The organism is Actinomyces sp. ICM58 (assembly GCF_000283035.1).
GTDB lineage: Bacteria > Actinomycetota > Actinomycetes > Actinomycetales > Actinomycetaceae > Pauljensenia.
Genome location: NZ_ALIY01000057.1, coordinates 1 through 26,959 on the forward strand (window position 1 = coordinate 1; position 26,959 = coordinate 26,959).

Below are 26,959 nucleotides of genomic sequence, written 5' to 3' on the forward strand. Positions count from 1 at the left end.
TGGAGCGCGCCGCGGCGGCCGTCGGCTACGTGCTGGGGTCGGCCGGCCTTCTCATCAACCCGAGAGCGATCATCCTGGCGGGCGAGATCGTGGACGCGTTCCCCTCCATCAAGGAGGACATCGCCGCCCACATGCGAGCGGAGCTGCTGCCGGTCATGGAGTGGGATATTGACGTGGTCGGCGCTTCCCTCGGCCCCCTCGGGGCGGCCCAGGGGTGCGCCTACGTCGCGGCGCACCGCGCGCCGGAAGAAGACGACCGCGAGCGCACGCCCCTGACGTTGGGGTCCGCGGATGAAGGCGACGGCTCATGACTCGTCGGATTCCTTTTTCGGTCGTCACCAAGCCGACGGGGGCGGCCTGCAACCTGGACTGTCAGTATTGTTTTTTCCTGTCGAAGGAGCTGTTGTACGACGCGGGGGCCCAGACCATGTCGGAGGGGACCTTGGATCGCTACGTGGAAGCGTTCCTTGAGTCGAGTCCCGACGGCGAGGTGACGATGCTGTGGCAGGGCGGGGAACCCACCCTGCGAGGTCTCGGCTTTTTCGAACACCTTATGGAACTGTGCGAGCGCTACCGTCGCCCCGCTCAGCGGGTGCGTCACGCTCTGCAGACCAACGGGACGCTGGTGACCGAAGAGTGGGCGCGCTTTTTCGCGGACCACGGCTTCCTGGTGGGCGTGTCGATTGACGGGCCCGCTCCCCTGCACGACGCCTATCGGGTGAACCGCGGCGGGCGCGGCACTCATGCGATGGTGGTGCGCGGCTGGGAGAAGCTCGTGCGCGCGGGGGTTGAGGCGAACATTCTGTGCACGGTCAACGCCGCGAATGAGGAGCACGGCTCGCTGGTCTACCGCTATTTCCGTGACGAGCTGGGAGCACGGTACCTGCAGTTCATTCCCATTGTGGAGCGGGTACGCGCCGCGGACCTGGCCCAGGCTGAACGTGGCTGGCGGTCCGGAACATCGGCGTTGTTGTATCGCCAAGACGGGGACTGCGTGACGAGCCGTTCGACCTCGCCGTCTGGTTATGGGCGTTTCCTGTGTGAGGTGTTCGACGAGTGGGTGCGTAGCGACGTGGGCGAGGTTTTCATCCAGGATGTTGATTCGACCCTGGCGGCCATGTTTGGATCGGCGTCGGTGTGCGTGCACGCGCGAACGTGTGGGGTGAACATGGCGATGGAGTTCAACGGGGACGTGTACGCCTGCGATCACTGGGTGGAGCCGGACTGGCTGGTGGGGTCGATCTATTCCTCGTCCTTCGCCGATCTGGCGTCTTCTCCCAGGATGGGCGATTTCGCGCGCCTGAAGCCGGATGTGGACGCGCAGTGTCGGGCGTGCCCGCACCTGCGGCTGTGCTGGGGTGGGTGCCCGAAAGACCGTTTCGTCCGACGCGGTGACGGGGCGCACAACTACCTGTGCGAGGGATACCGGGCGTTCTACGAGCACGCCACCCCAGTCCTGCGCGCGATAGGCATGCTGATCGCGGCGGGCAGGCCTGCCTCGGACATCATGGATCCCGCTGTGGCGGTCTCCCTCGGGGTTTGCCTCCCCTCCCCCGCCTCCTCGCCGGCCAAGTCCGCGTCCATAGCCGGGGTGCGGTCGTGATTGTGTCGGCTGTGCTCATCGGCATCGTCGTGGGCGTCGTCGTCGGCTCCCTCGGTGCGGGTGGTGGCATTCTGTCGGTTCCTGTGTTGGTGTACGTGTTGGGCCGTGATCCCCATCAGGCGACGGGCCTGTCCCTCATCATCGTGGGGCTGACGGCCGCCGTGTCCCTGGCAATGCGCGGGCGCGGGGGCGATGTCGCGTGGCGCGACGGTACCCTCTTCGCGCTCGCGGGCCTGGGGGGCACGTGGGCGGGCTCGTCCCTGAGCCCGCTTGTGCCCTCGCGTGCCCTCATGCTGTCCTTTTGCGCTCTGTTGGCCATGGTTGCGGCGTGCATGGTGCGCTCTCAGCTGCGCGCAAGCGCTACGCCCGTGGACGAGGCCGGGGCTTCGGTGCGCTCGCGTCTCTCCTCGGGTGCACCCACGGCTGTGCGCGTTGTCGTTCTCGCGACGCTGACGGGTTTTCTGACCGGCTTTTTCGGGGTCGGCGGAGGCTTTGCGATCGTGCCCGCGCTGCACCTGGCGCTGCGCTACCCGATGAAGCGGGCATCCGCCACGTCCCTGCTGGTTATGGTGATCACCGCTGCTTTCGGCCTGGTCTCGCGCGCCTTGTCGGGCTCGCTGACGCTCACGCCTGAGGTCGGGGCGATGGTCGCGTGTTTTGCCGGCTCATCGATGCTCGGCGGGCTTGCGGGTGCTCGGCTCACGACCCGCGTCTCGAATCGCGTCCTCGGCCTCGTGTTTGCGGCACTCCTGGTCGGGGTGGCTATCTCGACTCTGGTGGCCACGCTCGCGTAGAGGGCGCGCGAGACGCAGACCACCTCGCGCACCCTCAGCGATCAGCTGGCGCTCGTATCGAATTCCTGGCCGCTCACGTCCTCACCCCCACTGCGGGTGCTACCGGGGCCTCGGCCGCCCTCCGGAGGAGGTCCCGGGCGGGTGCTGCCTGTATCGCCCTGCTGGGAACCCGGCCCCTGCTGGTCGGTACCAGGCCTGGGCTGACCACCGCCGGGGCCAACATTCTGGTCCTGCTGGTCCCCGCTGTTCGACTCCCAGTCCTCGTCCTCGTCGCCGTATCCTTGGTCGTTGTAGCCGTCCTCGTAGCCCTGCTCATAGAAGTCCTCGCCGTCGCCGAGGATGGCTGCATGCGTGATGATGCCCGCGCCGAAGCCGACGGACAGCAGTGCTGCTGCGGCACCAGCGATAGCTGCGCGCTTGCCCCACGAGGTCTTCTTCGATGCGGGCTCGACTGTCGCGGCACGAGCCGACACGGCCTCGTCATCCGACTGATCGTCGGCAGAAGCCTCCGCGACAGACTCCAGGCGCGTGCCGGCAAACGCATTGCCGGTTTCCTCCTGAGCAACGGGAGGCATCTGCGCCGTTTCCGCCTCAGACGCGTGGATGGGCAGGACTTCGGTCTGATCCACGGCCTGCAGCTCCGACTGGGGCAGGATCGAGGTGCGTTCGGTGTTACTCGCCAGGTTCTTGTTGTCCTCCGACATGGGGACGCTCCTTTCTGCTGAATTGTGCATCATTGTCTCGCAGATTAGGAGCGGCACATAAGCGGACCTTATGGCGAAACTGTGAAAACGCTATGAAATTTTAGGTGTCGCACATCACCTTCTGAGGCTTGCTTTGTTTATCAGCTCACCTCTATCCTGCAACGTTCGACACCCGCCGATCATCCTCAAGAGGTGCCACATGTCCATCAAAACCCTGTCGTCCGCCCTGCTCGCCGCCACCTGCGTCCTGGCGTTGGGCGCCTGCGCCCACTCCTCGACCCCCTCCACGACCGGCGTGCCATCGGACCCCTCCTCCGGCGGGCCCACCGCCTCCCAAGACCCCGCAACCGCCCCCATGTCCGGCATCATCTTCGCCGCCTCCGACGCTGGCATCGACACGACGGTCACCACCGTGCGGGCCATCGACCCGCAATCGGGCACGATCACTGCGACGCGCACCTTCACCTTCCCGAGCGAGTACCTGTCCGCACCGGGGTACATGTGCGAGCATATGCAGTGCTATTCCCCCGACTTCTCGCGCATGATCGTCGCAAACAACGACGGCGAGAACGAAAAGGTAGCCGTGGTCTCCACGGACGGCACGCTCACCGTCCTCAACGACGCGATTCCCACGCCGAGCGGACACACCCCCGTGTCCAATCATTTCGCCCAATTCGGCCCCGACGGAGCCATCTACGTGGCTCACATCGACAAGGACGCCGCATCGGATCGCGTTGGCACAATCTACCGTTTCCCCTCAGAAACTGAAGCGCCCGAGTCCGTTCCCACAGACTTCACGGTCGAAAACTACGCACGATTCCAAGTCATGCCCGACCTGTCCATCCAGCGCACCAAAACCGCGATGTGGGTCGCCAACGAGGCCGGTGTCGGCTGTTTCGGCGCGGACGCCGTCACCCCCGACGGCACGTGCCTCACGATCGACCAAGGCACCATCTACTCCAAGCCCGGCACGCCTCTCGCCCAGACCACCCCGGCGGACCAGACTCGGCTCGTTTCCAACTGGACGAAAGTCGCTCTGCCCGGCCTGGAGAGCACTCACACCATCGAAGGATGGCTAGCCGTGAGCCCCGACGGCACGCAGATGGTACTGTACGCGTCGCCCAAGGACCCCTACTCCGACCTCTCGCTCCCCCTCTTCGTCGCTCCCGTCGCAGGCGGCGACGCAACCCAGGTCACGACGACCACCGAGGACGTCCCGGGCGTCGTGCGCGTCCTGGGCTGGACCAAGTAGCAGGAACGAGGCCGGGGACGCTCACCGCTCGCCGTGCGCCAGCCCGCCCCGGCCTCGTCCCACTGCCTCGCGCGGGCTCGCCGCCTACGCCTCTGGGGCCGTGCGGGCCACGAGGGTGTTCGTCGCCTGGGCCACCGGGCGCACGATCATCGAGTCAATATTGACGTGGGACGGGCGCTCCAGGGTCCACACGATCGCCTCCGCAATATCCTCGGCGACGAGGGGCTGCGCAACCCCCTCGTAGACGCGGTCGGCCGCCTCCTGGGAGCCGAGCCGGTTGAGCGAAAACTCCTCCGTGCGCACCATGCCCGGCGCGATCTCGATGACGCGAACGGGCTCACCCACCAGCTCCTGGCGCAGCGTGTTGGCGATGATGCGCTCGGCGTGCTTGGCGGCGACATACCCCCCGCCTCCCGGGTAGGTGTCGTGGGCGGCGGTCGAAGTCAGGAAGACGAGGTCTCCCCCGCGCTCGCGCATCCCCGGCAGGAAGGCGCGCGTACAGTGCAGGGCCGTCATCACGTTGCGCTCGAACATCGCGCTCCACCTCGCGGGGTCCCCCTCCGCCACACGGTCGACGCCGATAGCACCTCCGGCGTTGTTGACCAGCGCATCCACGGGACCACCCTCCAGGACGTGGGCGGCCATCACTTCCACCTGTGCCTCATCGGTGAGGTCCGCCGCCCAGTATTCGCAGCCGATCTCGGCCGCGAGAGCCTCCAGGCGCTCGCGACGCCTCGCCACCGCGACGACGCTCCACCCCCGCTGGGCCAACAGGCGGGCGGTGGCCCACCCAATTCCGGTGGAGGCACCAGTGACAACAACGCGACGAGAGACGCTCATAGGCACACACTAATATCCCCGGGCACGCATTGTCTCGCGCGCCCGGGGATACTGCGTGAGGCTTCAGCCGTTGGGCAGGCCGTAGGCCTTGTGGATCAGCCAGATCGGGTGGACGACGTTCGCGCCCGTTGCCGTGCGCAGCTGCCAGCGGCACGTCTCCGTGTCGCAGGCCGCCAGCTCGGCGTTGACCTGCTTGATGAAGTCAAAGACGGGGGCGCCCACGGCCTGGGCGATCGCGTACTTCTCCTTCTTCATGCCGTAGGTACCCGCAATGCCACAGCAGGGCTGCTCGGAGTCCTTGACGGTCACGCCGGGAATCAGGCTCATCAGCTCAATGGCCGGCTTGCCCAGGCCCTGGGACTTGACCTGGCAGGGCGCGTGGTACGGGATGGTGACATCGATGTGCTGGAAGTTCGTGTCCAGCTCACCCTTGTCGTACAGGTGCAGCAGGAATTCGCTGATATCCCACATGCGGCTACCCACATCGCTCAGCTCCGGGGTGTCCATCTCGAGAATCTCGTGCGCCTCGTGGCGCAGCATGCCCGCGCACGAGCCCGACGCGGAGATGATCGGCGCATCGCGGTTCACCGTGCGCAGGTCGTTCGTCAGCTTCGAGACGTACTTGCGCGCATCCTTGTACAGGCCGTTGGATTGCAGGGCCAGGCCGCAGCACCCGTGCTTGGGGACCAGGACCTCGTAGCCGAGGTGCTCGAGCACCATGACCGAGTGGATCGAGGTCTCGACCTCGAAATACTGGCCGGCGCAGCCGTGGAAGAAGATCACCTGGCCGCGCGTGCCGGAGTTCGGCAGGGGCGTGTGCTTCTTGAACCAGCCCTCGAAGGTACGCCCGTAGGCGCGCGGCATGGGGGCCGAGCGGTGCACGCCAATGATGGCCTCCATCGCCACACGGATCGGCTTGACGTCGAGCGCCCAGTTCGCGATGGGGGCGACCGGGGTCATCATGGTGCCAATCAGCGAGGTTCGCCCGATGAGGCGGTCGCGCATGGGGATGCCGTGCGCTTCCTTCATCGCAGTGCGCCTGTGGTGGATGATCTCGGTGACCTTCACGCCCTGGGGGCACACGAGCGAGCAGGTGCCGCACGAGGAGCAGTAGTCGATGGACTTATCGACCATCTGCCCGTCCTTGCGGAAGCGCTCGGCCTGCGGGCCGGAGTACTTCGGGCCGCCGAACAGATCAGTGACGCGCATGACGGGGCACTGAGTCTCGCAGATCGTGCACTTCACGCACGAGTCGAGGCTGGCACGCAGCGCGGCATCACCCTCCAGGGAGAACACGTCGGCTTCTTCCACGCCCGGTCCCATCAGCGTTGACATCTCCAGGGTCATTTCAGCTCCTCCACGATCGCGTCAACGGCGGCCAGGGCACTGGCCAGAGCGATGCCTTCGCCGCTCTTTTCGCGCCAGCGGGTGGCGCCGGCCAGGTTGCCGCCCGCGGCAAACAGGTTGGTGTACACGGCCTTGCCGTTTTCGTCGACGACGCGCATGGAGTCGTCGACGGCCAATCCCGCCAGGAACAGGGGCTGTTCCTCGCCCCAGAAGTCGGCGTGCAGCAGCTGACCGGTGGGGCCCATGACAGGCAGGCCACACACGGTGTCGCGCACGACGCCATAGGAGTCCATCTCCAGAGCGCCGGACTCGAATCCACCGGCCGCCAGGATGACGGCGCGCGTCTCCACGCGGGTAGCGCGTCCTGCGCTGGCGTATTCGACGGCCTGAACGCGCCCGTCGGCGGTGTGCAGGGCTTTCAGGGGCGAGCCGAGGACGACGCGCGCCTTGGCGGAAGCCAAGCGGGTCAGCGACGCATTCAAGCGCATGCCGGGCACCGACGGGGGCTGGACCGGGATCTCAAAGACCGGGTGTCCTAGCTTGTCCGCCAGGTCTCGCCACGCTCGCGGATCGTCGAGGCCGAGGACGGCGGGCAGGCCAACGATCTCACCGTCTTCCAGGAGAGGGCGAATCTGGGCGGCCAGACGCGCGCGGTTCTCCTCGTGGTCGAGGCTGCGCGCGTGCACGGTTCCCACGGAGTCGATCTCTCCCTCGCGCACCACGTAGTCGACGCTTAGGGCGCGCGCCTTGATCGGGGCGCCGTCGGGGCCCGTCTGACGCGACAGGTTCTCGGCGACGAGGCTGGGGTAGAAGTCCTTGAAGCGCGCCAGGCCCACGATCGCGTAGCGGGCGCCCGCCTGGGGGATTCCGGCCTGCATCGAGGGAGGAATCAGGCAGGTGGGGCGCAGGGCGCCGACTCCGGTGGGAATGCGCACGTTGCGCGTCTCATCACCGACGAGGGCGTCCGGCCCGACGATGTCCCGCAGCCACGCGACCGAGGCACCGACCTGCTCGGGGCTCACGTGGGCGTAGGGGTGAGTGGGGCGCGAGGCGACGTGCGCGGGGATCGCGTCCAGGGGCGCCTCGACCGGGTCCGGGCCGTAGCCGAGGATGTCGACCGTGCCGGTGCCGAGCTGGATGCCGCCAACGCCCTTGGTGATCAGGGTGACGCTCAGACCCGCATCGGCGGCCTTGATCGCGGCGGCCAGCCCGGCCAGTCCAGCGCCAATAATAACGACGTCTCTCATCGAACGACCTCTTCCTTGGCTGCGGGCAAGTGCTCGACGTCGAGCGTGCCCTCGTGAATCCAGGCGTCGAGCACGGCCTGCCTGGCTTGCTTGCCGTACAGGATGGGCCACAGACCGATCCAACGGTTCTTCAGGAACAGGCGCAGCAGGCCGTTGGCGCGCATCGAATCAATGTCGCCGCGCTCGTGGGCGATTCCGGCGGCTCGCTGGGAACAGAATCCGCCCTGGCACGGGCCCATGCCCAGGCGCATTTGGCGGCGAACGTCGTCCAGCTGTCCCTTGGGCAGGGTGTCCATGACGTTTTCAAGCATCGCTCGGGTGGCCATCTCGCATTCGCAGATAATCTGCTCGTGCGTGGGGCCGTCGTTGCGCGACTCGACGTTGTCGAGGCGGTGGCCGATCGTGTACAGGCGCGCCTCCTTGGCCGGGGGAACGGCCTCGTCGGCGGTCCTACACGGGCGGGTCTCGCCCATCTCCGAGCACATGATGTCGACGATGCGCTCGGCCATGAGGCGGTAGGTGGTGAGCTTACCGCCGGCGATGGTGAGCATGCCGTAGACGCCGTCTCGCGTGTTGTGGTCGATGATGCTCATGCCGCGCGCCATGTGGCGGGTGTCGGTCTCCGAGACCCGAGAGTCCTTGATGAGGGGTCGAGCGCCCGCCCACGCGTGGACGGCGCGGGCCTTGCGGAAGCCGGGAATCATGGCCTCGCCCGAGTCGAGCATCTGCTGGACCTGGTCGGCGGGGATGGGCAGGTTGTCGGCGTCGTCGGACTTGAGGTCGGTGGTACCGATGATGCACACCGTGTGGTCGGGCACCAGGATGTCGCCGTCGGCAGGCCACACGCAGCGGTTGATGACCGAGTGGGTGAGGCGGTGGTTCATGGCGATCATGATGCCCGCACCGGCGACGACGTCGACGCCGTGGCAATCGGCCATGCCCGCGATTGTGCCCGCCCAGGGACCGCCGCAGTTCAGGACGAAGCCGCATTCGATGCGAATATCTTCACCGCCACGCTCATCGTGGACGATGACTGCGCAAATGCGGTCGCCGTCACGCTCGATGGTGGTGACGCGGTGGTAGGTCAGGATCTGCGCGCCATAGGCCTGAGCGGAGCGGATCGCGCCCCACGTCATCTGCCAGCCGTCGACGGTTCCGTCCTGAACGGCGAACGCGCGCTTGATGCGCGGGTCCAGTCGGGGTTCGCGTCGCAGAGCCTCGGCGATGGAGACTTCTTCCGCCGGCACCTGTGCGGCGGCGGCGCGGGCCAGGAACTGGTCCGCGTACTCCTCATCGTCGTGAGCGGTCACCACAAAGAGGCCGCCGGTGGCCTCGATGGCGTTGGAGTTAATGCGCTTGACGATCTCGTTTTCTTCTGCGCATTCAGTGGCTGACTCGGGGTCGGAGGCAATGTAGCGAGCACCGGAGTGGAGCAGGCCGTGGAAGCGACCGGAGGTCCCCTGGGCAATATCGGCCCGGTCGACGAGGACCGCTGAGAAGCCGCGCATCACGACGTCGCGGACGACGCCGGCACCGGTGGATCCGCCACCGATGACGCACACGTCAGTGCGAAGTGTCTTCACCGTGTTATTTCCCTTCACGTCTTCATGAGGATGTGCCTCATTGCGCTTACAATTCTGCCCCACACACCCTTGTTTGAATGAATTCGCAGACCCCTGTGCACATATGTGCACGCACAGCGCGCGCAAAAGTGGCATTCGCACTTCCAGCCCCGGAATAACCGGGAAAACCGGTAATTACAGCCCACGACTATCACGTAAATCGGTGGTCGCGTCACCAAAATCTCTAGGTCACGCGCGATCGGCACGAAACCCCCTACAGTTAAGGCATGACGAACTCATTGCTCGCACGAGTCCTCGAAACCGCGAACATGGACCGCGCCGTGCGCCCCCAAGACGATTTTTACCGCCACGTGAACGGGACCTGGCTGGCGACCCACGAAATCCCGGCCGACCGCCCGATGGATGGCGCCTTCCACGCACTGCGCGACGCATCCGAGAAATATGCCCGCGCAATTGCCCAGGACGCGGCCGCGGGCACCCTCGACGACGCGGACGCATCGCGCATCGCGACCCTGTGGACGCAGTTCCTCGACGAGGACGCCATCGAGGAGGCCGGCGCCGCCCCTCTGCGCGCCGACTTGGACGTCATCGAGGCGTGCGACACGCGCGCGGAGCTGGCCGAGGCCATGGGCGCGCTCATGCGCGCGGGCATCGGAGGCCTGGTGGGGGCCTACGTGGGCACCGACCCGCACGACTCCTCCTCCTACATGGTCTCCCTGGTCCAGTCCGGCATCGGGCTGCCCGACGAGGCCTACTACCGCGAGGACGACTACGAGCCGATCCGCCAGGCCTACGTCGCCCACACCGGGCGTCTCCTGTCGCTGGCGGGCATGCCCGACCCCGACGGCGCGGCGAGGCGCATCATGGCGCTGGAGACGGCCCTGGCCTCGCACCACCGCGACTCGGTCTCCAACCGCGACCCCCTCCTGTCCGACAACCCGACCCTGTGGAGCGAGCTCAATACCCTCGCCCCCGGCTTTGACTGGGACGCGTGGGCGCGCGGTGCCCACATGCCCGTCTGCGGCCTCGTCGTCAACGTCGATCAGCCCGACTACCTGCGCGGCGCTGCCTCCCTGTGGGAGCGCACCGACCTGGCGACGCTCAAGGAGTGGCTGAGTGCCTCGGCCATCGACGCCCGCGCATCCCTGCTCTCCGCCGACTTCGTCCAGGAGAACTTCGACTTCCACGGCCGCACACTGGCGGGCACGCAGGAGCTGCGCCCCAGATGGAAGCGCGCACTGTCCCTCATCGAGTCCTACCTGGGCGAGGCCATGGGACGGGCCTGGGTCGCCCGCCACTTCCCGCCCGAGGCCAAGGACGCGATGGACGCACTCGTGCGCCGCCTGCTCGACGCCTACGGCGAGTCGATCCGAGGCCTGGACTGGATGAGTGACGAAACGAAGGAGAAGGCGCTGGCCAAGCTGGCGACCTTCAACCCGAAGATCGGCTACCCCGCCAAGTGGCGCGACTACTCCACGCTGCACCTGGACCCCTCCGCCACGCTTGTTGATAACGTGCGGGCCGCCAGCGCCCACGCGACCGACCGCGAGTGGGGCAAGCTCGGGGGCCCCGTCGACCGCGACGAGTGGTATATGACCCCGCAGACGGTCAACGCCTACTACAACCCCACGCAGAACGAGATCGTCTTCCCCGCAGCGATCCTCCAGCCCCCCTTCTTCGACGCGCAGGCGGATGACGCGGTCAACTTCGGCGCAATCGGAGCGGTCATCGGCCACGAGATCGGCCACGGTTTCGACGACCAGGGCTCGCGCTACGACGGGGCGGGCAACCTGTCGAACTGGTGGACCGACGAAGACCGGGCCGCCTTCGAGGAGCGCACCCACGCCCTGATCGGTCAGTACGATGTTCTCACCCCTGCCGCGCTGGCCTCCGCCGCGAGCGACGAGGCAGGCGAGGACGCCGGGGAGGACGGCGCCGAGCGTTCGCTCCCCCACGTCAACGGCGCACTGACCATCGGTGAGAACATCGGCGACCTGGGCGGCATGACAATCGCGTGGAAGGCGTGGGTGGCAGCCCTGGCCGAGCAGGGCCTCACCCCGCAGACCGCTCCCGTCATCGACGAGCTGACCGGCCCGCAACGCTTCTTCTTCTCGTGGGCCCGTGCCTGGCGCACCGCGACTCGCCCCCAGTTCGCGCGCCAGATGCTAGCCATCGACCCCCACTCCCCCGCCGAGTTCCGCTGCAACCAGGTGCTGCGCAACCTCGACGCATTCGCCGCGGCGTTTGACGTCAAGCCAGGAGACGGCATGTGGCTCGATCCCGCTCAGCGAGTCACCATCTGGTAAAAGCGTGTCCCAGCCGACAAAAGTCGGCGCGCCCCGCGCATCCACCTGCAACACATGACACCATAGGAATGCTTGGCGCGACAGCGCCCCCCATTCCATCGACGGAAAGGCACCCCATGCCAGGCCTGAACCTCACGCGCGAGGAAGCGACCGAGCGCGCCTCGATCATCTCCTCCGTGACCCGCTACGAGATCTCGCTGGACCTCACGCGCGGCGACACCGACTTCGGTTCGTTCACCCGCATCGAGTTCGACGCGCGCGAAGGCGCCTCCACGTTCGCGGACCTCGTCTCCAACAACGTCCACTCGATTCGCCTCAACGGCAATGCCCTCGACCCCTTCTCCGCCCACCAGGACAACCGCATCGCCCTGGATAACCTGGCGGAACACAACGTGCTCGAAGTCGACGCGTCCTGCCAGTACATGCACACCGGTGAGGGCCTGCACCGCTTCGTCGATCCCGCGGATGGCCAGGCGTACACCTATTCTCAGTTCGAGGTCCCGGACGCACGCCGCGTCTACACGACCTTCGAGCAGCCCGACCTGAAGTCGACCTTTACCCTGACCGTGAAGGCCCCCAAGGGCTGGAAGGTCTTCTCCAACGCGCCCACCCCCTCCCCCGAGGAAGAGGGTGACGCGTGGACCTACCGCTTCGCGACTACGGAGAAGATGTCAACGTACATCACCGCGATCGTCGCGGGCCCCTACCAGGGCACCACGGCCTCGCTCACCTCCTCCGACGGGCGCACGATTGACCTGGGCGTGTACGCTCGCGCCTCGATCATCGAACACCTGGACGCCGACGAGATCATCGACATCACCCGTCGCGGCTTCAAGTTCTTCGAGGGCGCCTACGGCATCGCCTACCCCTTCACGAAGTACGATCAGATCTTCGTGCCCGAGTACAACGCGGGCGCCATGGAGAACGCGGGCTGCGTGACCTTCCGCGACGCCTACGTGTTCCGCACGCGTCCCACCGAGGCTCAGATGGAGGCTCGCGCCAACACGATCCTGCACGAGCTCGCGCACATGTGGTTCGGCGATCTGGTCACTATGAAGTGGTGGAACGACCTGTGGCTCAACGAGTCCTTCGCCGAGTTCATGAGCCACCTGGCCCTGGCCGAGGCCACGAAGTACACCGAGGGCTGGACGGGCTTCATGGTCCGCAAGGACTGGGGCCTCAAGCAGGATCAGCTGCCCACCACCCACCCGATCACGGCCGAGATCCGGGACCTGGCCGACGTCGAGGTCAACTTCGACGGCATCACCTACGCCAAGGGTGCCTCCGTTCTGCGCCAGCTCGTCTCCTACGTGGGGCGCGACGCATTCTTCGCGGGCCTGCACGAGTACCTGACGAAGCACTCCTACGCCAACGCCACGCTGGACGACCTGCTCTCCGAGCTGGCGGCCGCGTCGGGCCGCGACCTGGCGGCCTGGTCGAAGGTGTGGCTGGAGGAGGCCGGCGTGACCCTGCTGCGTCCGGTCATCACGACCGGCGAGGACGGCACGATCGAACGCCTCGAGGTCGTCCAGGAGGCCTTCTCCGAGGGAGCCTCCCTGCGTCCGCACCGCCTGGGCGTCGCCGGCTACTCGCTGAACGAAGAGGGCACGCTGGCCCAGGTCTTCCGCGACGAGCTCGATGTGGACGGCGCGTCCACGATCGTCGAGGCGGCCGCGGGCATCGCCCGTCCTGACTTCATCCTGGTCAACGACGGCGACCTCGGATACGCGAAGGTTCGCCTGGACGAACAGTCCCTGACCTTCGCGATCTCCAACATCACGAAGTTCACGGACTCCCTGACCCGCGGCGTCGTCATGGCCTCCGCGTGGGATATGACCCGCGACGGCGAGATGCCCGCCCGCGACTACCTGAACCTCGCGCTGACCTCGATCCCGGTCGAGGACAACATGAGCCTGCTCATGCTGACCCTGCGCCACATTGACGAGGCCGTGCGCACCTTCGTCGCGCCCCAGTACCGCGCGGACGCCGCCGAGGACACAGGCCGACGCCTGCTCCTCCTGGCTCGCACCGCCGCCTCCGGGTCGGACGCGCAGCGTATGCTCGTGGCCGCGGCCGCCCGTAACGCGACCAGCTCCGAGCAGTTCGAGGCTATCCGCGGTCTCTTCGACGGCACTCAGACGCTGGATGGCCTGGACCTGGACGTCGATCTCAAGTGGGATCTGCTCGTATCTCTCGTGCGCGGAGACGCCGCCGCCGAGGCCGACATCGACGCCCTCGAGGCCGACGATGACACGATGACCGGCCATCAGAACGCCGCGGCCTGCCGCGCCGCGCGGTCGGGCGAGTGGATCAAGGCTGACGTGTGGGACAAGGTCCTATCCGATACGACCATCCCCAACGACACGCGCTGGGCAATGATCTCGGGCTTCTGGGCGCAGGCTCGCACGACCCCGTCGGCTTACGCCGGCTACGTGGGCGAGTACTTCGAGGCCCTGGCGGGCATCTGGGAGCGCTTCACCTTCCACACCGCCGAGGACCTGACGACGCTGCTCTTCCCAACCGCGCTCGCCGGCTACGCGCCCGAGGTCGACGTGGTCGCCTCCGGCAAGGCCTGGATCGAGGCTCACGCCGACGCGTCGGCGGGCACGCTGCGCATCATCCGCGAGCTCATCGACGTGTGTGAGCGTCAGATCGCCAACCAGGCGGTGGACGCGGGCTGATTCGCTTCTCTCAGACGCCAGGGGGCGTGGTCGCGTGGCCACGCCCCCTGTGCGCATTTCTTCCGCATACGCACCGTCACCGACTTGAGTGCGAGTACCCCGGCCTCGTTATAAACGAGGCCGGGGCCGTGTGTGTGAGTGCGTGTCAGTGAGCGATGCTCACTGGGAGCTCGCGCGTCAGTTCCAGACGCCCCACCAGGCGCCGTTGCCGTAGAACCAGTGGCGCTCGCCGTCGATCCACTGGATGCCGGTGACCATCGCGCCGGAGGCGTTCAGGAAGTACCAGGTGCCATTCACGTTGACCCAGCCGATGAGCATGACGCCGGTCTGGTTCATGTAGTACCAGGTACCGCCAACCTGGGCCCAGCCGGTGACCATCGCGCCGGAGCCGCCCAGGTAGTACCACTCGTTGTTGTACTTGATCCAGCCCATGGCCATGTCGCCGGAAGCGTTCAGGTAGTACCAGGTGCCGTCGAGTTCCAGCCAGCCGGTGTGCATGATGCCAGTCTCGGGGTCCAGGTAGTACCAGGAGCCGTCGATGACGTTCCAGCCGAAGGCCTGGGCGCCGGAGGGCGCGTAGTACTCCCACATGCCCTCCTGGTTGTGCCAACCGGTGATCATGTAGCCGCGCGCATCGAAGCGGTAGATGGCGTCGTCGATCTCGATTTGCTCATCCTTGGCGTAGGTGCCGTCGCCGAAGTCGAACCACCATCCGATGGCGTCCTGCTTCCAGGAGGCGAACGTGCCCTTGTCGGCGCCGGCCTCGTCTGCGGCGGGGTCGTTGGCCTCGGCCTCGTCCTTGGCGGGATCGGCGGCGGCCTCGTCCTTAGCGGGATCGGCGGCGGCCTCGTCCTTAGCGGGATCGGCGGCGGTGACGGCGACCTCGGTGGGCGCCGCGGGGTCGGTCAGGTCGGCGGCGTTGGCGGGAACGACGGTTCCGGCGAGAACGGCAGCGCTCACGGCGGCGATCATGAACGTGCGGGCAGTGATGGGACGCATCTGTGGGTTCCTCTCAGGTGTGGGGGCGGCATCGCATGCAGTTGTCAGGTCACCCGAACGGATGGTCCTTCGAAGAAGCGTGCTATGGTTCCGCGCTAATGCGTTACTGAGTATACATAATGGTTTGTCAACAATCAAGCATTACTGGCCCACCATGTCGCGCATCACATGGCGCCCCTCACAGAGCTGTCACCTCACGACTATCAACCACCGAAACGACAAGCACATCATGCCCGTTACTAAATGCGATCACTCATTGCGTCAAACCTGAATGCCACACTGACTGACCGGAAAATATGTGCGCCCCATCCCCCCACCAACTTGACACCCAACGCACAACCGCGCCCCAACCTCGTTCATCGACGAGGCCAGGGCGCGGCAGGAGACACGCTCACTCAGTAAGGACGAACCTCGCAGGCGACGCCGTCACCATCTCGATCCAGGTCCGCGCTATAGCCGGCCTGCCCCCGATGCAGAGGGGCAGCACCCGCATTCCAAGCCTCGGCGCAATTGCGATACGTGCGCGATGAGGACGCGGCGCCCGACCCGCTCGACGCCACAGGATACGCACCCCACCAGGCGCCCGAATCATAGAACCAGTGACGCTCGCCGCCGATCCACTGCGTGCCCGTCACCATTGCGCCAGAGGCGCCCAGGTAGTACCAGGTACCCGACTGATTCAGCCACCCGGTCACCATCGCACCGGAGCCGCCCAGGTAATACCAGGTACCCGACTGATTCAGCCACCCGGTCACCATCTCCCCGGATGAAGCAAAGTAGTACCACGTACCACCGATGGCTCTCCACCCGGTTACCATCGCGCCAGAAGGATCCATGTAATACCAGGTTCCCGACAGATTCAGCCAGCCGCTCACCATCGCACCGGAGCCGCCGAGGAAGTACCACGTCGCCCCAACCTTCACCCAGCCGGTCACCATCTCCCCGGAGTCACGGAAGTAGTACCACGTACCACCGACGGCACTCCAGCCGGTCACCATCGCACCAGAGGCATCCAGGTAGTACCAGACGCCCCCTTGAGAGAGCCAGCCCGTCGCCATCGCGCCCGACACATCCAGGTAGTACCAGGACGCGCCAATCTTCTGCCAGCCAGTGCGCATCACGCCGGTCTCAGGATCCAGGTAATACCAGACACCCTGAATCTCCGACCACCCGCGCACCTGCGCTCCCGAAGCGGCGTAATACTCCCACGAACCCGCGGAGCCGTACCAGCCAGTCACCATGTAGCCGTTACCGTCGAAGCGGTACGTCACCCCATCGATCTCGCGAACCTCGCCGCGCGCAAATCCCCCATTGTCCAGGTCATACCACCAGCCGACCGCGTCCCGCTTCCAGCTGGGACGAGGCACGGGCGCAGGCTCAGGGGCCGGCGTAGGGTCCGGGGTCGGCGTGGGGTCCGCGGTGGGCGTAGGGTCCGGGGTGGGCGACGCCGTCGGTTCAGCAGAAGGCGAGGGATCCGGGGCGGGCGTGGGATCTGCGGTGGGCGACGCCGTCGGCTCAGCAGAAGGCGAGGGATCCGGGGCGGGCGTGGGGTCACCGTCAGCCGCATATGCGGGCACGACAACACCGGCGGCGACAACTGCGGCACTCAGGGCCGCGATCATGCTTCGACGCACGTTCATAGAGCGCACCTATCTTCCTTTCAGTAGCGGTGCCACGAAGACACACTGTTCCTCCGATGGGACAGCTCGCACCTCGGGCCACCAGGGTTGCATCAGTTTCGCAACATCCATTTACCGAGTATAGACATGTGGTCTCCAACAGACAAGCATTTCACGAGGCTCGCGTCACACCTCGTCCCTCGAACCCCGAACACTAGAAAGCGCCCCACCGACGAGCATTCTCATCGGTGGGGCGCTTCTGACTGTGTCAGTTCTTCGCGCGGCGCGATGCGACGAGCGCACCGATACCAGCAACGAGGACCGCTACCGCGCCAACCGCGACCCACACGGCGGAGCTACCCGTGGCAGCGAGGGTGTCAGTACGAACCTGCGACGGAGACGGTTCCGAACTCACGGCGGGAATGGTTGCGGTGGGAGTGCCAGCCCCCGGAGCCGGAGTGGAGGGCTCAACCGAGGGATTCTCGGCCGGGGTCGAAGGAGCCGGAGTGGTGGGCTGCTGCGTGGGCTGGCCAACCGAGGGATTCTCAGCCGGGGTCGAGGGAGCCGGAGCGCTAGGCTGCTGCGTGGGCTGGCCAACCGAGGGATTCTCGGCCGGGGTCGACGGAGCCGGAGCGCTGGGCTGCTGCGTGGGCTGGCCGATCGACGGGTTCGGGACATTTGTCTGATCGGCGGGCTTGGCGGGGTCATAACCGCCGGCGCTCGTCGTGCAGGCCGTCAGGGCATTGCGATACTGCTCGGCAGTCAGGTAGCGGCCATTGTCGTCGCCACCCTGCATCGTCACGCCGCCGTCCTTCTCGGGACGCACGGACGTCTGAGCCGCGATATCGGCGGCGAGTTCGTCAAGCTGAGCGTCAATATCCGCCGGGCTCACGGTGGACTGCTCGTTGGCGACGGAGTCGAGGTAGCTGTCCAGGGCGGACTGAGCGGCATCGACGCTCGCCTGCGCGTCAACGACGGCTTGGTTGGCATCGACCGAGGTGTCGGTCTCGACGGGAGCGGGAGCCGGGGTAGAGGGAGCGGCAGAACCGGCCTTAGCGGGAAGCTGGTTCACATCGACAGGCAGGGCGACACCCGGGAGGGAGCCAACCTTGTTCTGCCAGGAGTTCGCACGCTGCGCGTCGCCAGAGCCGGCCAGTCCGGACACGTAGTTCGTATTGTCGGCATTGAAGGCTGCGCCGTCGAAACCGTAGGCCGAGGCCGTGTCGCCCGTCGTATGGAAGCGCGAGATCGTGGGCGAACCGCCGGTGATCGCGTAGAACTTCTGGGTACCATACACGCGGGTACCCTCGCTGTGCCGAGCGATGTGCACACCCACACCAACAACATTGTTCTGGGCGAGCATGTTCTTGTCGTGCCCCGAGGAGTTCTTCCACTGATCGAAGAGGGCGTCAGCGGCCTGCATGGGGTTCTTGGTCGTGCCGTAGGCCCCCCACTTATCGCCGTAGTTTTCGAGGTGGTTGTAGGCAATATTTTCGCCTGCGTAGCTCGTTTCGCCTCCATCGAGCGTCACGCCGTTCCAGTACTTGAAGACCGGATCATGGTTAAAGTCGTCGGTGTCGGACATATGCTTGCTCCACCCACGAGAGTCGGTGGTCAGCGTGTCCGAAACGACCAGCTCAGGCAAGCCCGCGTTGGCCCGGTAGGCGTTCATCTTCTGAACGATAAGGGCCTCAATGATCTTAGCTTGGGTGTCATAGTCAACCTGTGACCAGTCAACCCAGTCCAGGCCGCGATCACTGGTGCTGGCATTGTCGCTGGGGGCGACGCCCACGGAGGGGTTGGACTGAGCCACTCCCTGCTGAGCGGATTCAAGCGCGGCCTGCGCGTTCGCAAGGTCGTTGCGCAGTTGAGCCTCGCGCGCAGGGTCCGCGGTAGCGGACGCAGGCTTACCCGCGACGGCAGAGGCGTAGCTGGCGAGAAGCGGGTTGTATTCGGAGCTGATGCGAGCATCGGCACCGACGAGGGAGTTGCAGAAGGCATCCTGCGAGGCGCCGGTACCCTCGGCCAGGGAGGGGATCACGACGAGGGACGCCGCAATCGTGGTGGCAGCGAGGACCACCGACGTGTGGGTGCGGGTGAGCTGGAACGACATTGACGACCGGCCTAACACTATGGAACAAAGACAGGTAAATCTTTCCATGCGGTACACGTAATTTCAAGCTTTTCCCAGTAAGCGATTACAGGTGAATGACCGAGTTTTCAACGCTTTCAAGGTTTGACAGATTTTGAACATCCCACATTTCGATACCAAAACGTTATATTTCCCGACCGTGCACTTACCGTTTCGCAACCATCATCATGACCAGGGCATCAGATTTCCGACCGATAGCAGGTCGCAACAATCCGCTTGCCCTCCCCAACGGGTCAAGTCCTGTGGAGTGGTGTAATCGTTTTGTATCCTTCGGGTTGGGTTACGCGCCGCCGCCGATGGCGCAGCCGATGGCCCAGTCGGTCGCCTCGTGCGGTGGACACCGTCGACGCAGGCGACCTGCCAGCGTCTTACCGTGACGGATCATGGGGCCACACACAGGCCCGCGATGCAGTATTCACTGGAACGAGGCGCACGCACCCCACTAAAATAACGACTTTCCCGCGTGACGAAGCCGAAAAGTCACCCTTTCAGCAACACGATTTGTCCATCCTCATAGTTGGTTCCAACCAACTAAAACACCGACTTTTCCTCACCAGCAAGCCGAAAAGTCACCCCTCCAGCAACACGCAGTGTCCTATAACCCCAGTGTCCTATAACCCCAACGCGGCAAGCAGCCAGAGCAGACAACAAAAAACCGGCGCTCGCTGACCGAGCACCGGAATTTCTGTGGAGCTAGGGGGATTCGAACCCCCGACCTCTTCCATGCCATGGAAGCGCGCTACCAACTGCGCCATAGCCCCGTTATTTAGTTCGTCGCCCTGGCGACCTGATAAATAATAGCCAACCCGAAGAAGGAAGCGCAAATTAAAATCGAGTGTCGCTCATCACAAGCATGTCAGTTATCTTCACAGAAGGGGCACCAGATCCAGGAGGCTACGCGCCCAGGATATCCTCGCGCGCGCCGATATTGTGCGAGGCCAGACGCCAGCCGGTGCGCGCCGCGCTCTTGGCCGTCGAGACGCCGACAGGCACGAGCTCCGACCAGTGGCAGTTATCGACGCCGCGCAGCCCGTTGAAGTCTGCGGGATCGAGGCCGAGCAGGGACACGACGCCGCGCGCGATCGCGGAACCGTGCGAGACGACGATGAGTGACTGGTCGGACCGGCACCCGGCCGCCGCCTCCAGGACGGCATCGCGGAAACGCGCTCCCACGGCCTCGGAGCGTTCCACCTCGGCGATCTCGCATTCACCGTCGGCCCGATACTGCGCGTAGGCCTCGGGCTGATCGCGCGCGATCTCCTCGTAGGTCTTGCCCTCGAAGGTCCCGTAGTAGCGTTCCGTGAGCCGTTCGTCGCTGGACGGGCCCTCGCAGGGGTAGTCGGCAATGTCGAAGACGCGCGCGACAATACGCGCGGTCTCCAGCGCCCGCCCCAGGGGCGAGCTCACGATGCGCACTCCCCCATCGTCGTAGCTGCGCGTGTTCTCAGCGGTGATCATGCCCACCTCGGCGCTCGGCTCGCACAGGCGGCTCACGAGCACGCCTGCTGCCCCCGCCGCCTGGGAGCGCCCGGCCTCGTTCAGGGGCTTGTCGATGTGCCCCTGGAAGCGACGCTGCAGGTTGAAGTCAGTCTGGCCGTGGCGCAGCAGGACGATCCGAGACGCGGTCACTGCGCGGACTCCGCGCCGTGCGCCGCTGCACGCTCGGCCGCGGCCGCGCGGGCCTCGTCCGTGTCCACATCGATCGCCTGCGCGGGGCAATCGCCCCACAGGCGCTCGAGCGCGTAGTAGTCGCGTTCCTCCTCGGAGAGCACGTGGACGAGCAGCTCCGAGTAGTCCAGCAGCACCCAGGTTCCCTCGGCGCGGCCCTCGATGTGCGTGGGTCGGCGGCCGTGCTCGGCCCACAGCCGGTCCATGATGTCCTCGGCGATGGCGCGAACCTGACGGTCGGTCGGCGCAGACACGACGACGAAGGCATCGGCCAGAGCGAGCTTGCTGGTCACGTCCACGAGCACGGGGTTGATGCCGCCGCGGTCATATGCGGCGCGAGCAACCAGGCTCGCCAGTTCTGCGGTAGCGTCGGGAAGGCTCACTGTTCTCCTTGCGTTAGGACCGGTAGAGGCCGTACTTGTTGATGTATTGGACGACGCCGTCGGGCACGAGGTACCACACGGGTTTTCCTTCCTCAACGCGCGAACGGCAGTCGGTGGAGGAGATAGCCATGGCGGGAACCTCCAGCAGGGACACGGACTCGCGCGGCAGGCCGGGATCCGACAGGTTGTGCCCGGGGCGCGTCACACCGATGAAGTGCGCCTGCTCGAAAAGCTTGTCGGCATCCTTCCACTGCGCGATCTGCGCCAGCGCGTCGGCGCCAGTGATGAAGTAGAAGTCCGAGTCCGGGTATTCCGCGGACAGGTCGGCCAGCGTGTCAATCGTGTAGGTCGTCCCACCCCGGTCGATGTCGACGCGTGAGACGGCGAACCGAGGGTTGGAGGCGGTCGCGATGACGGTCATCAGGTAGCGGTGCTCGGCCGACGTGACGCGCCGATCCGCCTTGAACGGCTGCACGGCGGCGGGTACGAATACGACCTGGTCGAGCCCGAACACGTCCATGACCTCCGACGCGGCGACGAGGTGCCCATGATGGATGGGGTCGAAGGTTCCGCCCATAATGCCGATCGCCCGCCTCCTGCGCAGGGCGCGCGGGGGATGCTGGGGCAGGGCTGGGGCTGCGGTGGCGCCCGCCGTTGCCTCAGTGGTCTTCTCGATCGCTGCGCCGCCCGAGGCCGGGGCGGGTTCCTTCTCCTGCGCGCTCACGGGCGAATGGTTCCTTCCCCCTCGTAGATCCAGGTGGTCGTCGTCAGTTCCGCGAGCCCCATGGGGCCACGCGCGTGGAGCTTCTGGGTCGAGATCCCGACCTCCGCGCCGAGGCCCAGCTGTCCGCCATCCGTGAAGCGGGTCGAGGCGTTGATGGCGATGGCGGCGGCGTCGACTCCCGCCCGGAAGGCGGCAATGGCCGCCACGTCGGATGCGACGATCCCCTCGGTGTGCCCGGTCGAATAACGCCGGATGTGATCAGTGGCCTCCTCGACGCTCTCAACGACGCGCACCGCCAGGTCCATCGAGAGATACTCAGTCTCCCAATCGGCCTCGGTGGCGGGCACGATCATGTCGGCGTCGATCGAGGGCTGGCCGTCCACGATGGCCCGGGCGGCCTCGTCGGCGTGGATCGTCACGCCGGCCGTCGTCAGGCGCGTGATCGCGGCGGCCAGGAAGCGCTGGGCAACGTCGGCGTGCACCAGCAGCGTCTCCGCCGCGTTACACACGCCCACGCGCTGCGTCTTGGCGTTCATGATGATTGCTTCGGCGGCGTCCAGGTCAGCCGAGGCATCGACGTAGAGATGGCAGTTGCCTGTTCCCGTCTCGATGACGGGCACGCGCGACTCTTCGACGATGGCGTTGATGAGCCCGGCTCCCCCGCGCGGAATGAGCGCGTCAATGGCCCCGCGGGCGCGCATCATGGCTCGGGCACCCGCTCGGCCCCACTCGTCGACGCTCTGGATCGCGTCTGCGGGCAGGCCGACCGAGGTCAGCGCGTCACGGCACACCTCGATGAGGACGCGGTTCGAGGCCTGGGCGGCGCTTCCCCCGCGCAAGATGACGGCGTTTCCCGCCTTGATCGCCAGGCTGGCCGCGTCGATCGTCACGTTGGGGCGGGCCTCGTAGATGATGCCGATAACGCCCAGGGGCACGCGCTCCTGCGTGACGCGCAGGCCGATGTCCGTGCGGCTTCCGCGCACGACCTGGCCGACCGGGTCAGGCAGCGCCACGATCTCGAGGACGGCGTCGGCGATGGAGCGAAGACGGTCTTTCGTCAGCGCCAGGCGGTCGAGCAGCCCGTCACTCATGTGCTCGGCGCGACCGCGCGCCACGTCCTCAGCATTCGCGGCCAGGATCTGGTCGGCGCGCTCCACGAGCGCAGCCGCAATTGCCTCAAGTCCGCGGTTCTTCGCGTGAGTTGTCGCGCCTGCGAGCACGCGCGCCGCATCGCGGGCGGCGTCGGTCACCTGGGAAATGTCTGCAGCAGTATCCACTCGCACATCATGTCACACGAGTGGCATTCGGACCGTGTCAGTCCGCACCCATCGCAGAAAATGCGTCGCCCAACACCGCAAGGTCGTCGCGGTGAATGGCGGGCCTGGGGTGCTCGAAGCCGGCTGCTGCCAGCTGCTCCATGCCTGCACCCGCAACCTCGGCGAGGGTGTCCGAGTCGTAACCGGACACACCGCGCGCAATCAGCCCGGTCGGGCTCGCCACGTCGACCACGTCCCCCGCCTCGAAGTGCCCGAGCACCGAGTGCACGCCGGCGACGAGGAGTGACTTCTTGCCCTCGGTAATTGCGCGCGCGGCGCCCTCGTCCACGATGATCTCGCCGCGCGAGGGAGCCACGTGAGCGATCCAGAGGCGCCGTGAGGCGGGACGCTGGGCGCTAGGCTCGAACCATGTGCCCACGTGCGTCCCCTCCAGGACCGCCTGCAGGTCGTTAGCGCTGGCCAGCTGGACGCCGATGCCACTGGCGGTCGCCAGCATGGCGGCCTGCACCTTCGTCGCCATGCCACCGGTGCCGACACGCGAGCCTGCACCGGTAACGAGGACGCTCATGAGATCGTCGACACCTGCGACGCGCTCGATCAGCTGCGAGCCCGGGTGGTCCGGGGGCGCCGTGTACAGTCCGTCGACGTCCGTGAGGAGCACCAGGGCGTCAGCCGTGATCATCTGGGCGATCAGGGCGGCCAGGCGGTCGTTATCGCCGAAGCGCAGCTCCCGGGTGGTCACAGCGTCGTTCTCGTTGAGGATCGGGACGACGCCGAGGCCGAGGAGGCGCGTGAGGGACGCGCGCACGTTCGTGTAGTGGTCGCGGCGCATGACGTCGTCCGTTGTCAGCAGGACCTGCGCGGCGTCCAGGTGGTGAGCTTGGAACGCGGCCGTCCAACGAGCCATGAGCAGCCCCTGGCCCATCGCGGCAGCTGCCTGAACGCTGGGCAGATCCTTCGGCTTGGCTGAAAAACCAAGCGGATCCAGCCCCGCGGCGACAGCGCCCGAGGAGACGATGACGACCTCCCGATCGCGCCCGCGCCAGCGGGACACGAGGCGCGCGACGGCGTCAATACGGTTCAGGTCCAGACCGCCATCCGCGCGCGTCAGCGACGAGGAGCCGATCTTGACGACGATGCGTGAAGCGCCAGACACCCCGCTCATGACTGATCCGACGCGTCGGTCCAATGTCCAGCCTCACGCTCCGTCCACAGCTCGTCACGAGCCGCGCTCTTCGCGTCCATGACCTGGTGATACACCTCGCGGCGTTCCTTGCGGCTCGGACGCGCATTCTGCTCCAAGCGCAGGTCAGTGCCGCGCGAGCCCAGCAGCTCCGGTCCGGTCGTGAGGGTCGGCTCCCAGTCGAAGACGACGCCTCCGTCCAGGTCGCCAATCACGACGGTGTCGCCGGCAACCGCGCCTGCCTTCATCAGCTCGTCCTCGACGCCCGCGGCGTTCAGGCGATCCGCGAGGTATCCCACGGCCTCGTCGTTGGCGAAGTCCGTCTGACGCACCCAGCGCTCCGGCTTGTCGCCGCGCACCTGGTAGACCTCTTCCCCGTCCTTGCGGGTCTTGCGCACCGTGATCTCCACACTGCGCCCGACTGCCTTGGGGCGAATAACGGGGCGGGCGGCCTCGAGGGCGGGGCGCTTCGCGCGCTCCTCCTCGACGATGCCAGCCAATGCAAAAGACAACTGCTTGAGCCCCTCGTGGGACACGGCGGACACCTCGAAGACCGGCCAGCCGAACGACTCGAGGTCGGGCCGCGTGATCTCGGCCAGGTCACGTCCGTCGGGAATGTCAATCTTGTTCAGGACGATGACGCGGGGACGCTCCATGATCGGCACGTAACCCTCGACCTGGGTGAGGTCACCCTGGTAGGCCTCGAGCTCCGCCTCGATAATGCGCAGGTCCTCCACGGGCTCGCGATCGGTCTCAAAAGCGGCCGTGTCCAGGACATGTACGATGACGGCGCAGCGCTCGATGTGGCGCAGGAAGTCCAGGCCCAGGCCTCGTCCCTGGGACGCGCCGGGGATCAGGCCGGGGACGTCAGCGACCGTGTAGCGTGTGTCCCCCGCCGACACGACGCCCAGGTTAGGAACCAGGGTCGTGAAGGGGTAATCGGCGATCTTCGGGCGCGCCGAACTCAGGGCGGCGATCAGTGAGGACTTGCCCGCCGACGGGAAGCCAACCAGGGCCACGTCCGCAACGGACTTGAGCTCGAGGACCACGTCGCGTTCCTCGCCCGGCTCACCCAGGAGAGCGAAGCCGGGAGCCTTGCGTGCCTTGGAGGCCAGCGCCGCGTTGCCGAGGCCGCCGCGGCCGCCCTCGGCGACCACGAAGCGCGCGCCCGCGCCGGTCAGGTCGGCCAGCAGCTCGCCCGACATCGACTTGACGACCGTTCCCTCCGGAACCGGCAGGACGATATCCGCGCCGGTCTTGCCCTGACGGAAATCGCCCATGCCGGGGGTACCGTTGTCGGCGCGGCGGTGCGGGCTGCGGTGATAGTTGAGCAGAGTCGTCTCCTGCTCGCTCACCTCCAGGATCACCGAGCCGCCGTTGCCGCCATCGCCACCGTCGGGGCCGGCCAGCGGCTTGAACTTTTCACGCTTAATCGAGGCAACGCCGTTGCCGCCGTTGCCGCCCGCCGCGTGCAGCGTCACGCGATCCACGAAGTCTGCCACTGGTGCTCCTACCAACCGACAATGAATAGTGAAAAGGGCGTCCGGCAACGCCGGACGCCCTTCGTGCGCGCGGTCTCAGGCAGAGACCGGCGAAACGCTGACAACCTTGCGATCGCGCTTGCGGCCGAACTCGACCGCACCCGCGCGCAGGGCGAACAGGGTGTCATCCTTGCCACGGCCGACGCCGTCGCCAGGATGGAAGTGGGTGCCGCGCTGACGAACGAGGATCTCACCAGCGTTAACCAGCTGGCCGCCGTAGCGCTTCACGCCGAGGCGCTGCGCGTTCGAGTCGCGGCCGTTACGGGAGGAACCAAGGCCCTTCTTATGTGCCATCAGGTGCTACTTTCTGCTCGTGGGTCCGTTGGATTCAGGCGATCTCGGTGATCTTGACGACCGACATCTTCTGACGGTGTCCCTGGCGCTTGCGGTAGCCCGACTTGTTCTTGTACTTAATGATGGAAATCTTGGGGCCCTTGGCCGAGTCGACAACCTCAGCCTTGACGGAAACCTTGTCCAGCTTGGCTGCGTCAACAGTGATGGCGTCGCCATCCACCAGCATCAGCGGCTGGAGCTCGATGCTCGAACCGATTTCTTCTGCCAGCTTGTCGACGACGACGACGTCACCGACGGACACCTTTTCCTGCCGGCCGCCAGCCTTGACGATCGCGTAGACCACGTTGGAGCTCATCTCTTCTCGTATTCGTAACCGGGATCCCGCCTCGAAACTGCCGAGGACTTGCGAAGTTCTCATGATCCCGTTGGCACTTGTTGCGCCGACGATCAAATTTAGCCGATTGACACGCCCGAGTGCAACCCGGCGCGGCCGACGGCTCGTCGGAATAGCTGTGCGATTCCACACCCCGCGCGGAAGGAAGGGCCGAGGTGGCCCTCCCTCACCGCCTACACGTTACCCGGCGTCCACGATTCCCGTGGACACGGCGCGACGGCGACGCTTGACGCGCGGCTGATCGGACGCCTCGGGCAGCTGAATGTCGGCCGTCGAGCGCGTCGGCGCCGCGGGCTCGCTCGTCTGGGTGCGTGCGGGCAGGTCGACGACGATCGGGGCCGGCGCAGCGTCGGGTTCGACGACGCCGG

At 66.3% G+C, this 26,959-nt stretch carries 22 protein-coding genes, 1 tRNA gene and 1 pseudogene; 6 read left to right on the top strand and 18 right to left on the bottom strand.

Annotated features, from left to right (window positions below):
• The 3 genes and pseudogenes from HMPREF1138_RS02830 to HMPREF1138_RS02840 form a co-directional block, all read left to right on the top strand.
• Positions 1-311: pseudogene (locus HMPREF1138_RS02830) on the top strand (ROK family protein); the annotation flags it as partial.
• A complete protein-coding gene (locus tag HMPREF1138_RS02835; protein WP_009056327.1) occupies positions 308-1,603 on the top strand; it encodes an anaerobic sulfatase maturase in 1,296 nt (431 codons plus the stop codon). The pseudogene HMPREF1138_RS02830 and the gene HMPREF1138_RS02835, both read left to right, overlap by 4 nt.
• Positions 1,600-2,397 (top strand): sulfite exporter TauE/SafE family protein, encoded by a 798-nt coding sequence (locus HMPREF1138_RS02840; protein ID WP_039936640.1) that lies wholly within the window; start codon positions 1,600-1,602, stop codon positions 2,395-2,397. Before HMPREF1138_RS02835 ends, HMPREF1138_RS02840 begins: the two co-directional genes overlap by 4 nt.
• A gap of 41 nt (positions 2,398-2,438) precedes the next feature.
• Here the strand turns inward: HMPREF1138_RS02840 and HMPREF1138_RS02845 are convergent, their stop codons facing one another.
• Positions 2,439-3,101, bottom strand: a complete 663-nt coding sequence (locus HMPREF1138_RS02845) for a hypothetical protein (protein ID WP_009056314.1) — start codon at positions 3,099-3,101, stop codon at positions 2,439-2,441.
• Positions 3,102-3,300: 199 nt separating this feature from the next.
• On the opposite strand from HMPREF1138_RS02845, the gene HMPREF1138_RS02850 reads away from it, so the two are divergent.
• A complete protein-coding gene (locus tag HMPREF1138_RS02850; RefSeq protein WP_009056310.1) occupies positions 3,301-4,353 on the top strand; it encodes a hypothetical protein in 1,053 nt (350 codons plus the stop codon).
• Between the two features lie 84 nt (positions 4,354-4,437).
• Here the strand turns inward: HMPREF1138_RS02850 and HMPREF1138_RS02855 are convergent, their stop codons facing one another.
• The 4 genes from HMPREF1138_RS02855 to glpA all read right to left on the bottom strand — a co-directional run bounded on the left by HMPREF1138_RS02855 (position 4,438) and on the right by glpA (position 9,370).
• Positions 4,438-5,193, bottom strand: coding sequence for an SDR family oxidoreductase (locus tag HMPREF1138_RS02855; protein ID WP_009056309.1), 756 nt, complete (start codon positions 5,191-5,193; stop codon positions 4,438-4,440).
• A 63-nt stretch (positions 5,194-5,256) separates the two neighbouring features.
• On the bottom strand, positions 5,257-6,540 hold the full coding sequence (locus HMPREF1138_RS02860; RefSeq protein ID WP_009056308.1) for an anaerobic glycerol-3-phosphate dehydrogenase subunit C: 1,284 nt from the start codon (positions 6,538-6,540) through the stop codon (positions 5,257-5,259).
• On the bottom strand, positions 6,537-7,787 hold the full coding sequence (gene glpB, locus HMPREF1138_RS02865) for a glycerol-3-phosphate dehydrogenase subunit GlpB (protein ID WP_009056344.1): 1,251 nt from the start codon (positions 7,785-7,787) through the stop codon (positions 6,537-6,539). Before glpB ends, HMPREF1138_RS02860 begins: the two co-directional genes overlap by 4 nt.
• A complete protein-coding gene (glpA, locus tag HMPREF1138_RS02870; protein WP_039936646.1) occupies positions 7,784-9,370 on the bottom strand; it encodes an anaerobic glycerol-3-phosphate dehydrogenase subunit GlpA in 1,587 nt (528 codons plus the stop codon). The genes glpB and glpA overlap by 4 nt, the downstream gene beginning before the upstream one ends.
• A 266-nt stretch (positions 9,371-9,636) precedes the next feature.
• Here glpA and HMPREF1138_RS02875 point away from each other — a divergent pair, with 266 nt between their 5' ends.
• Entirely contained in the window at positions 9,637-11,676 is a 2,040-nt protein-coding gene (locus HMPREF1138_RS02875; RefSeq protein WP_009056345.1) for a M13 family metallopeptidase, read from the top strand.
• Between the two features lie 116 nt (positions 11,677-11,792).
• Positions 11,793-14,357, top strand: a complete 2,565-nt coding sequence (pepN, locus tag HMPREF1138_RS02880) for an aminopeptidase N (RefSeq protein ID WP_009056312.1) — start codon at positions 11,793-11,795, stop codon at positions 14,355-14,357.
• Positions 14,358-14,534: 177 nt separating this feature from the next.
• Here the strand turns inward: pepN and HMPREF1138_RS02885 are convergent, their stop codons facing one another.
• The 13 genes from HMPREF1138_RS02885 to HMPREF1138_RS11210 all read right to left on the bottom strand — a co-directional run.
• Entirely contained in the window at positions 14,535-15,356 is an 822-nt protein-coding gene (locus HMPREF1138_RS02885) for a cell wall-binding repeat protein (RefSeq protein ID WP_009056336.1), read from the bottom strand.
• A 395-nt stretch (positions 15,357-15,751) separates the two neighbouring features.
• A complete protein-coding gene (locus HMPREF1138_RS02890) occupies positions 15,752-16,996 on the bottom strand; it encodes an excalibur calcium-binding domain-containing protein (protein WP_238318595.1) in 1,245 nt (414 codons plus the stop codon).
• A 247-nt stretch (positions 16,997-17,243) separates the two neighbouring features.
• On the bottom strand, positions 17,244-19,088 hold the full coding sequence (locus HMPREF1138_RS02895; protein WP_009056333.1) for a CAP domain-containing protein: 1,845 nt from the start codon (positions 19,086-19,088) through the stop codon (positions 17,244-17,246).
• Positions 19,089-19,815: 727 nt separating this feature from the next.
• Positions 19,816-19,888 (bottom strand) — tRNA-Ala (locus HMPREF1138_RS02900).
• A 133-nt stretch (positions 19,889-20,021) separates the two neighbouring features.
• Entirely contained in the window at positions 20,022-20,756 is a 735-nt protein-coding gene (locus HMPREF1138_RS02905) for a histidine phosphatase family protein (RefSeq protein ID WP_009056347.1), read from the bottom strand.
• Positions 20,753-21,178, bottom strand: coding sequence for a ribosome silencing factor (gene rsfS, locus HMPREF1138_RS02910; RefSeq protein WP_009056349.1), 426 nt, complete (start codon positions 21,176-21,178; stop codon positions 20,753-20,755). The genes HMPREF1138_RS02905 and rsfS overlap by 4 nt, the downstream gene beginning before the upstream one ends.
• Positions 21,179-21,191: 13 nt before the next feature.
• The gene (gene nadD, locus HMPREF1138_RS02915) at positions 21,192-21,902 is read right to left on the bottom strand and encodes a nicotinate-nucleotide adenylyltransferase (protein WP_009056313.1); all 711 of its coding nucleotides are present in this window, start codon (positions 21,900-21,902) and stop codon (positions 21,192-21,194) included.
• Complete coding sequence (locus tag HMPREF1138_RS02920; RefSeq protein ID WP_009056334.1) at positions 21,899-23,179, bottom strand: glutamate-5-semialdehyde dehydrogenase; 1,281 nt, start codon at positions 23,177-23,179, stop codon at positions 21,899-21,901. Before HMPREF1138_RS02920 ends, nadD begins: the two co-directional genes overlap by 4 nt.
• A 37-nt stretch (positions 23,180-23,216) precedes the next feature.
• The gene (gene proB, locus HMPREF1138_RS02925; RefSeq protein WP_039936643.1) at positions 23,217-24,344 is read right to left on the bottom strand and encodes a glutamate 5-kinase; all 1,128 of its coding nucleotides are present in this window, start codon (positions 24,342-24,344) and stop codon (positions 23,217-23,219) included.
• Positions 24,341-25,864: a GTPase ObgE gene (gene obgE / locus HMPREF1138_RS02930; RefSeq protein ID WP_009056332.1), complete on the bottom strand. Its 1,524-nt coding sequence runs from the start codon at positions 25,862-25,864 to the stop codon at positions 24,341-24,343. Before obgE ends, proB begins: the two co-directional genes overlap by 4 nt.
• Before the next feature lie 75 nt (positions 25,865-25,939).
• A complete protein-coding gene (gene rpmA, locus HMPREF1138_RS02935; protein WP_003792637.1) occupies positions 25,940-26,197 on the bottom strand; it encodes a 50S ribosomal protein L27 in 258 nt (85 codons plus the stop codon).
• Between the two features lie 34 nt (positions 26,198-26,231).
• Complete coding sequence (rplU, locus tag HMPREF1138_RS02940) at positions 26,232-26,552, bottom strand: 50S ribosomal protein L21 (protein ID WP_021610652.1); 321 nt, start codon at positions 26,550-26,552, stop codon at positions 26,232-26,234.
• A gap of 219 nt (positions 26,553-26,771) precedes the next feature.
• A partial coding sequence (locus HMPREF1138_RS11210; RefSeq protein WP_009056339.1) for a hypothetical protein occupies positions 26,772-26,959 on the bottom strand: 188 nt, incomplete at its 5' end.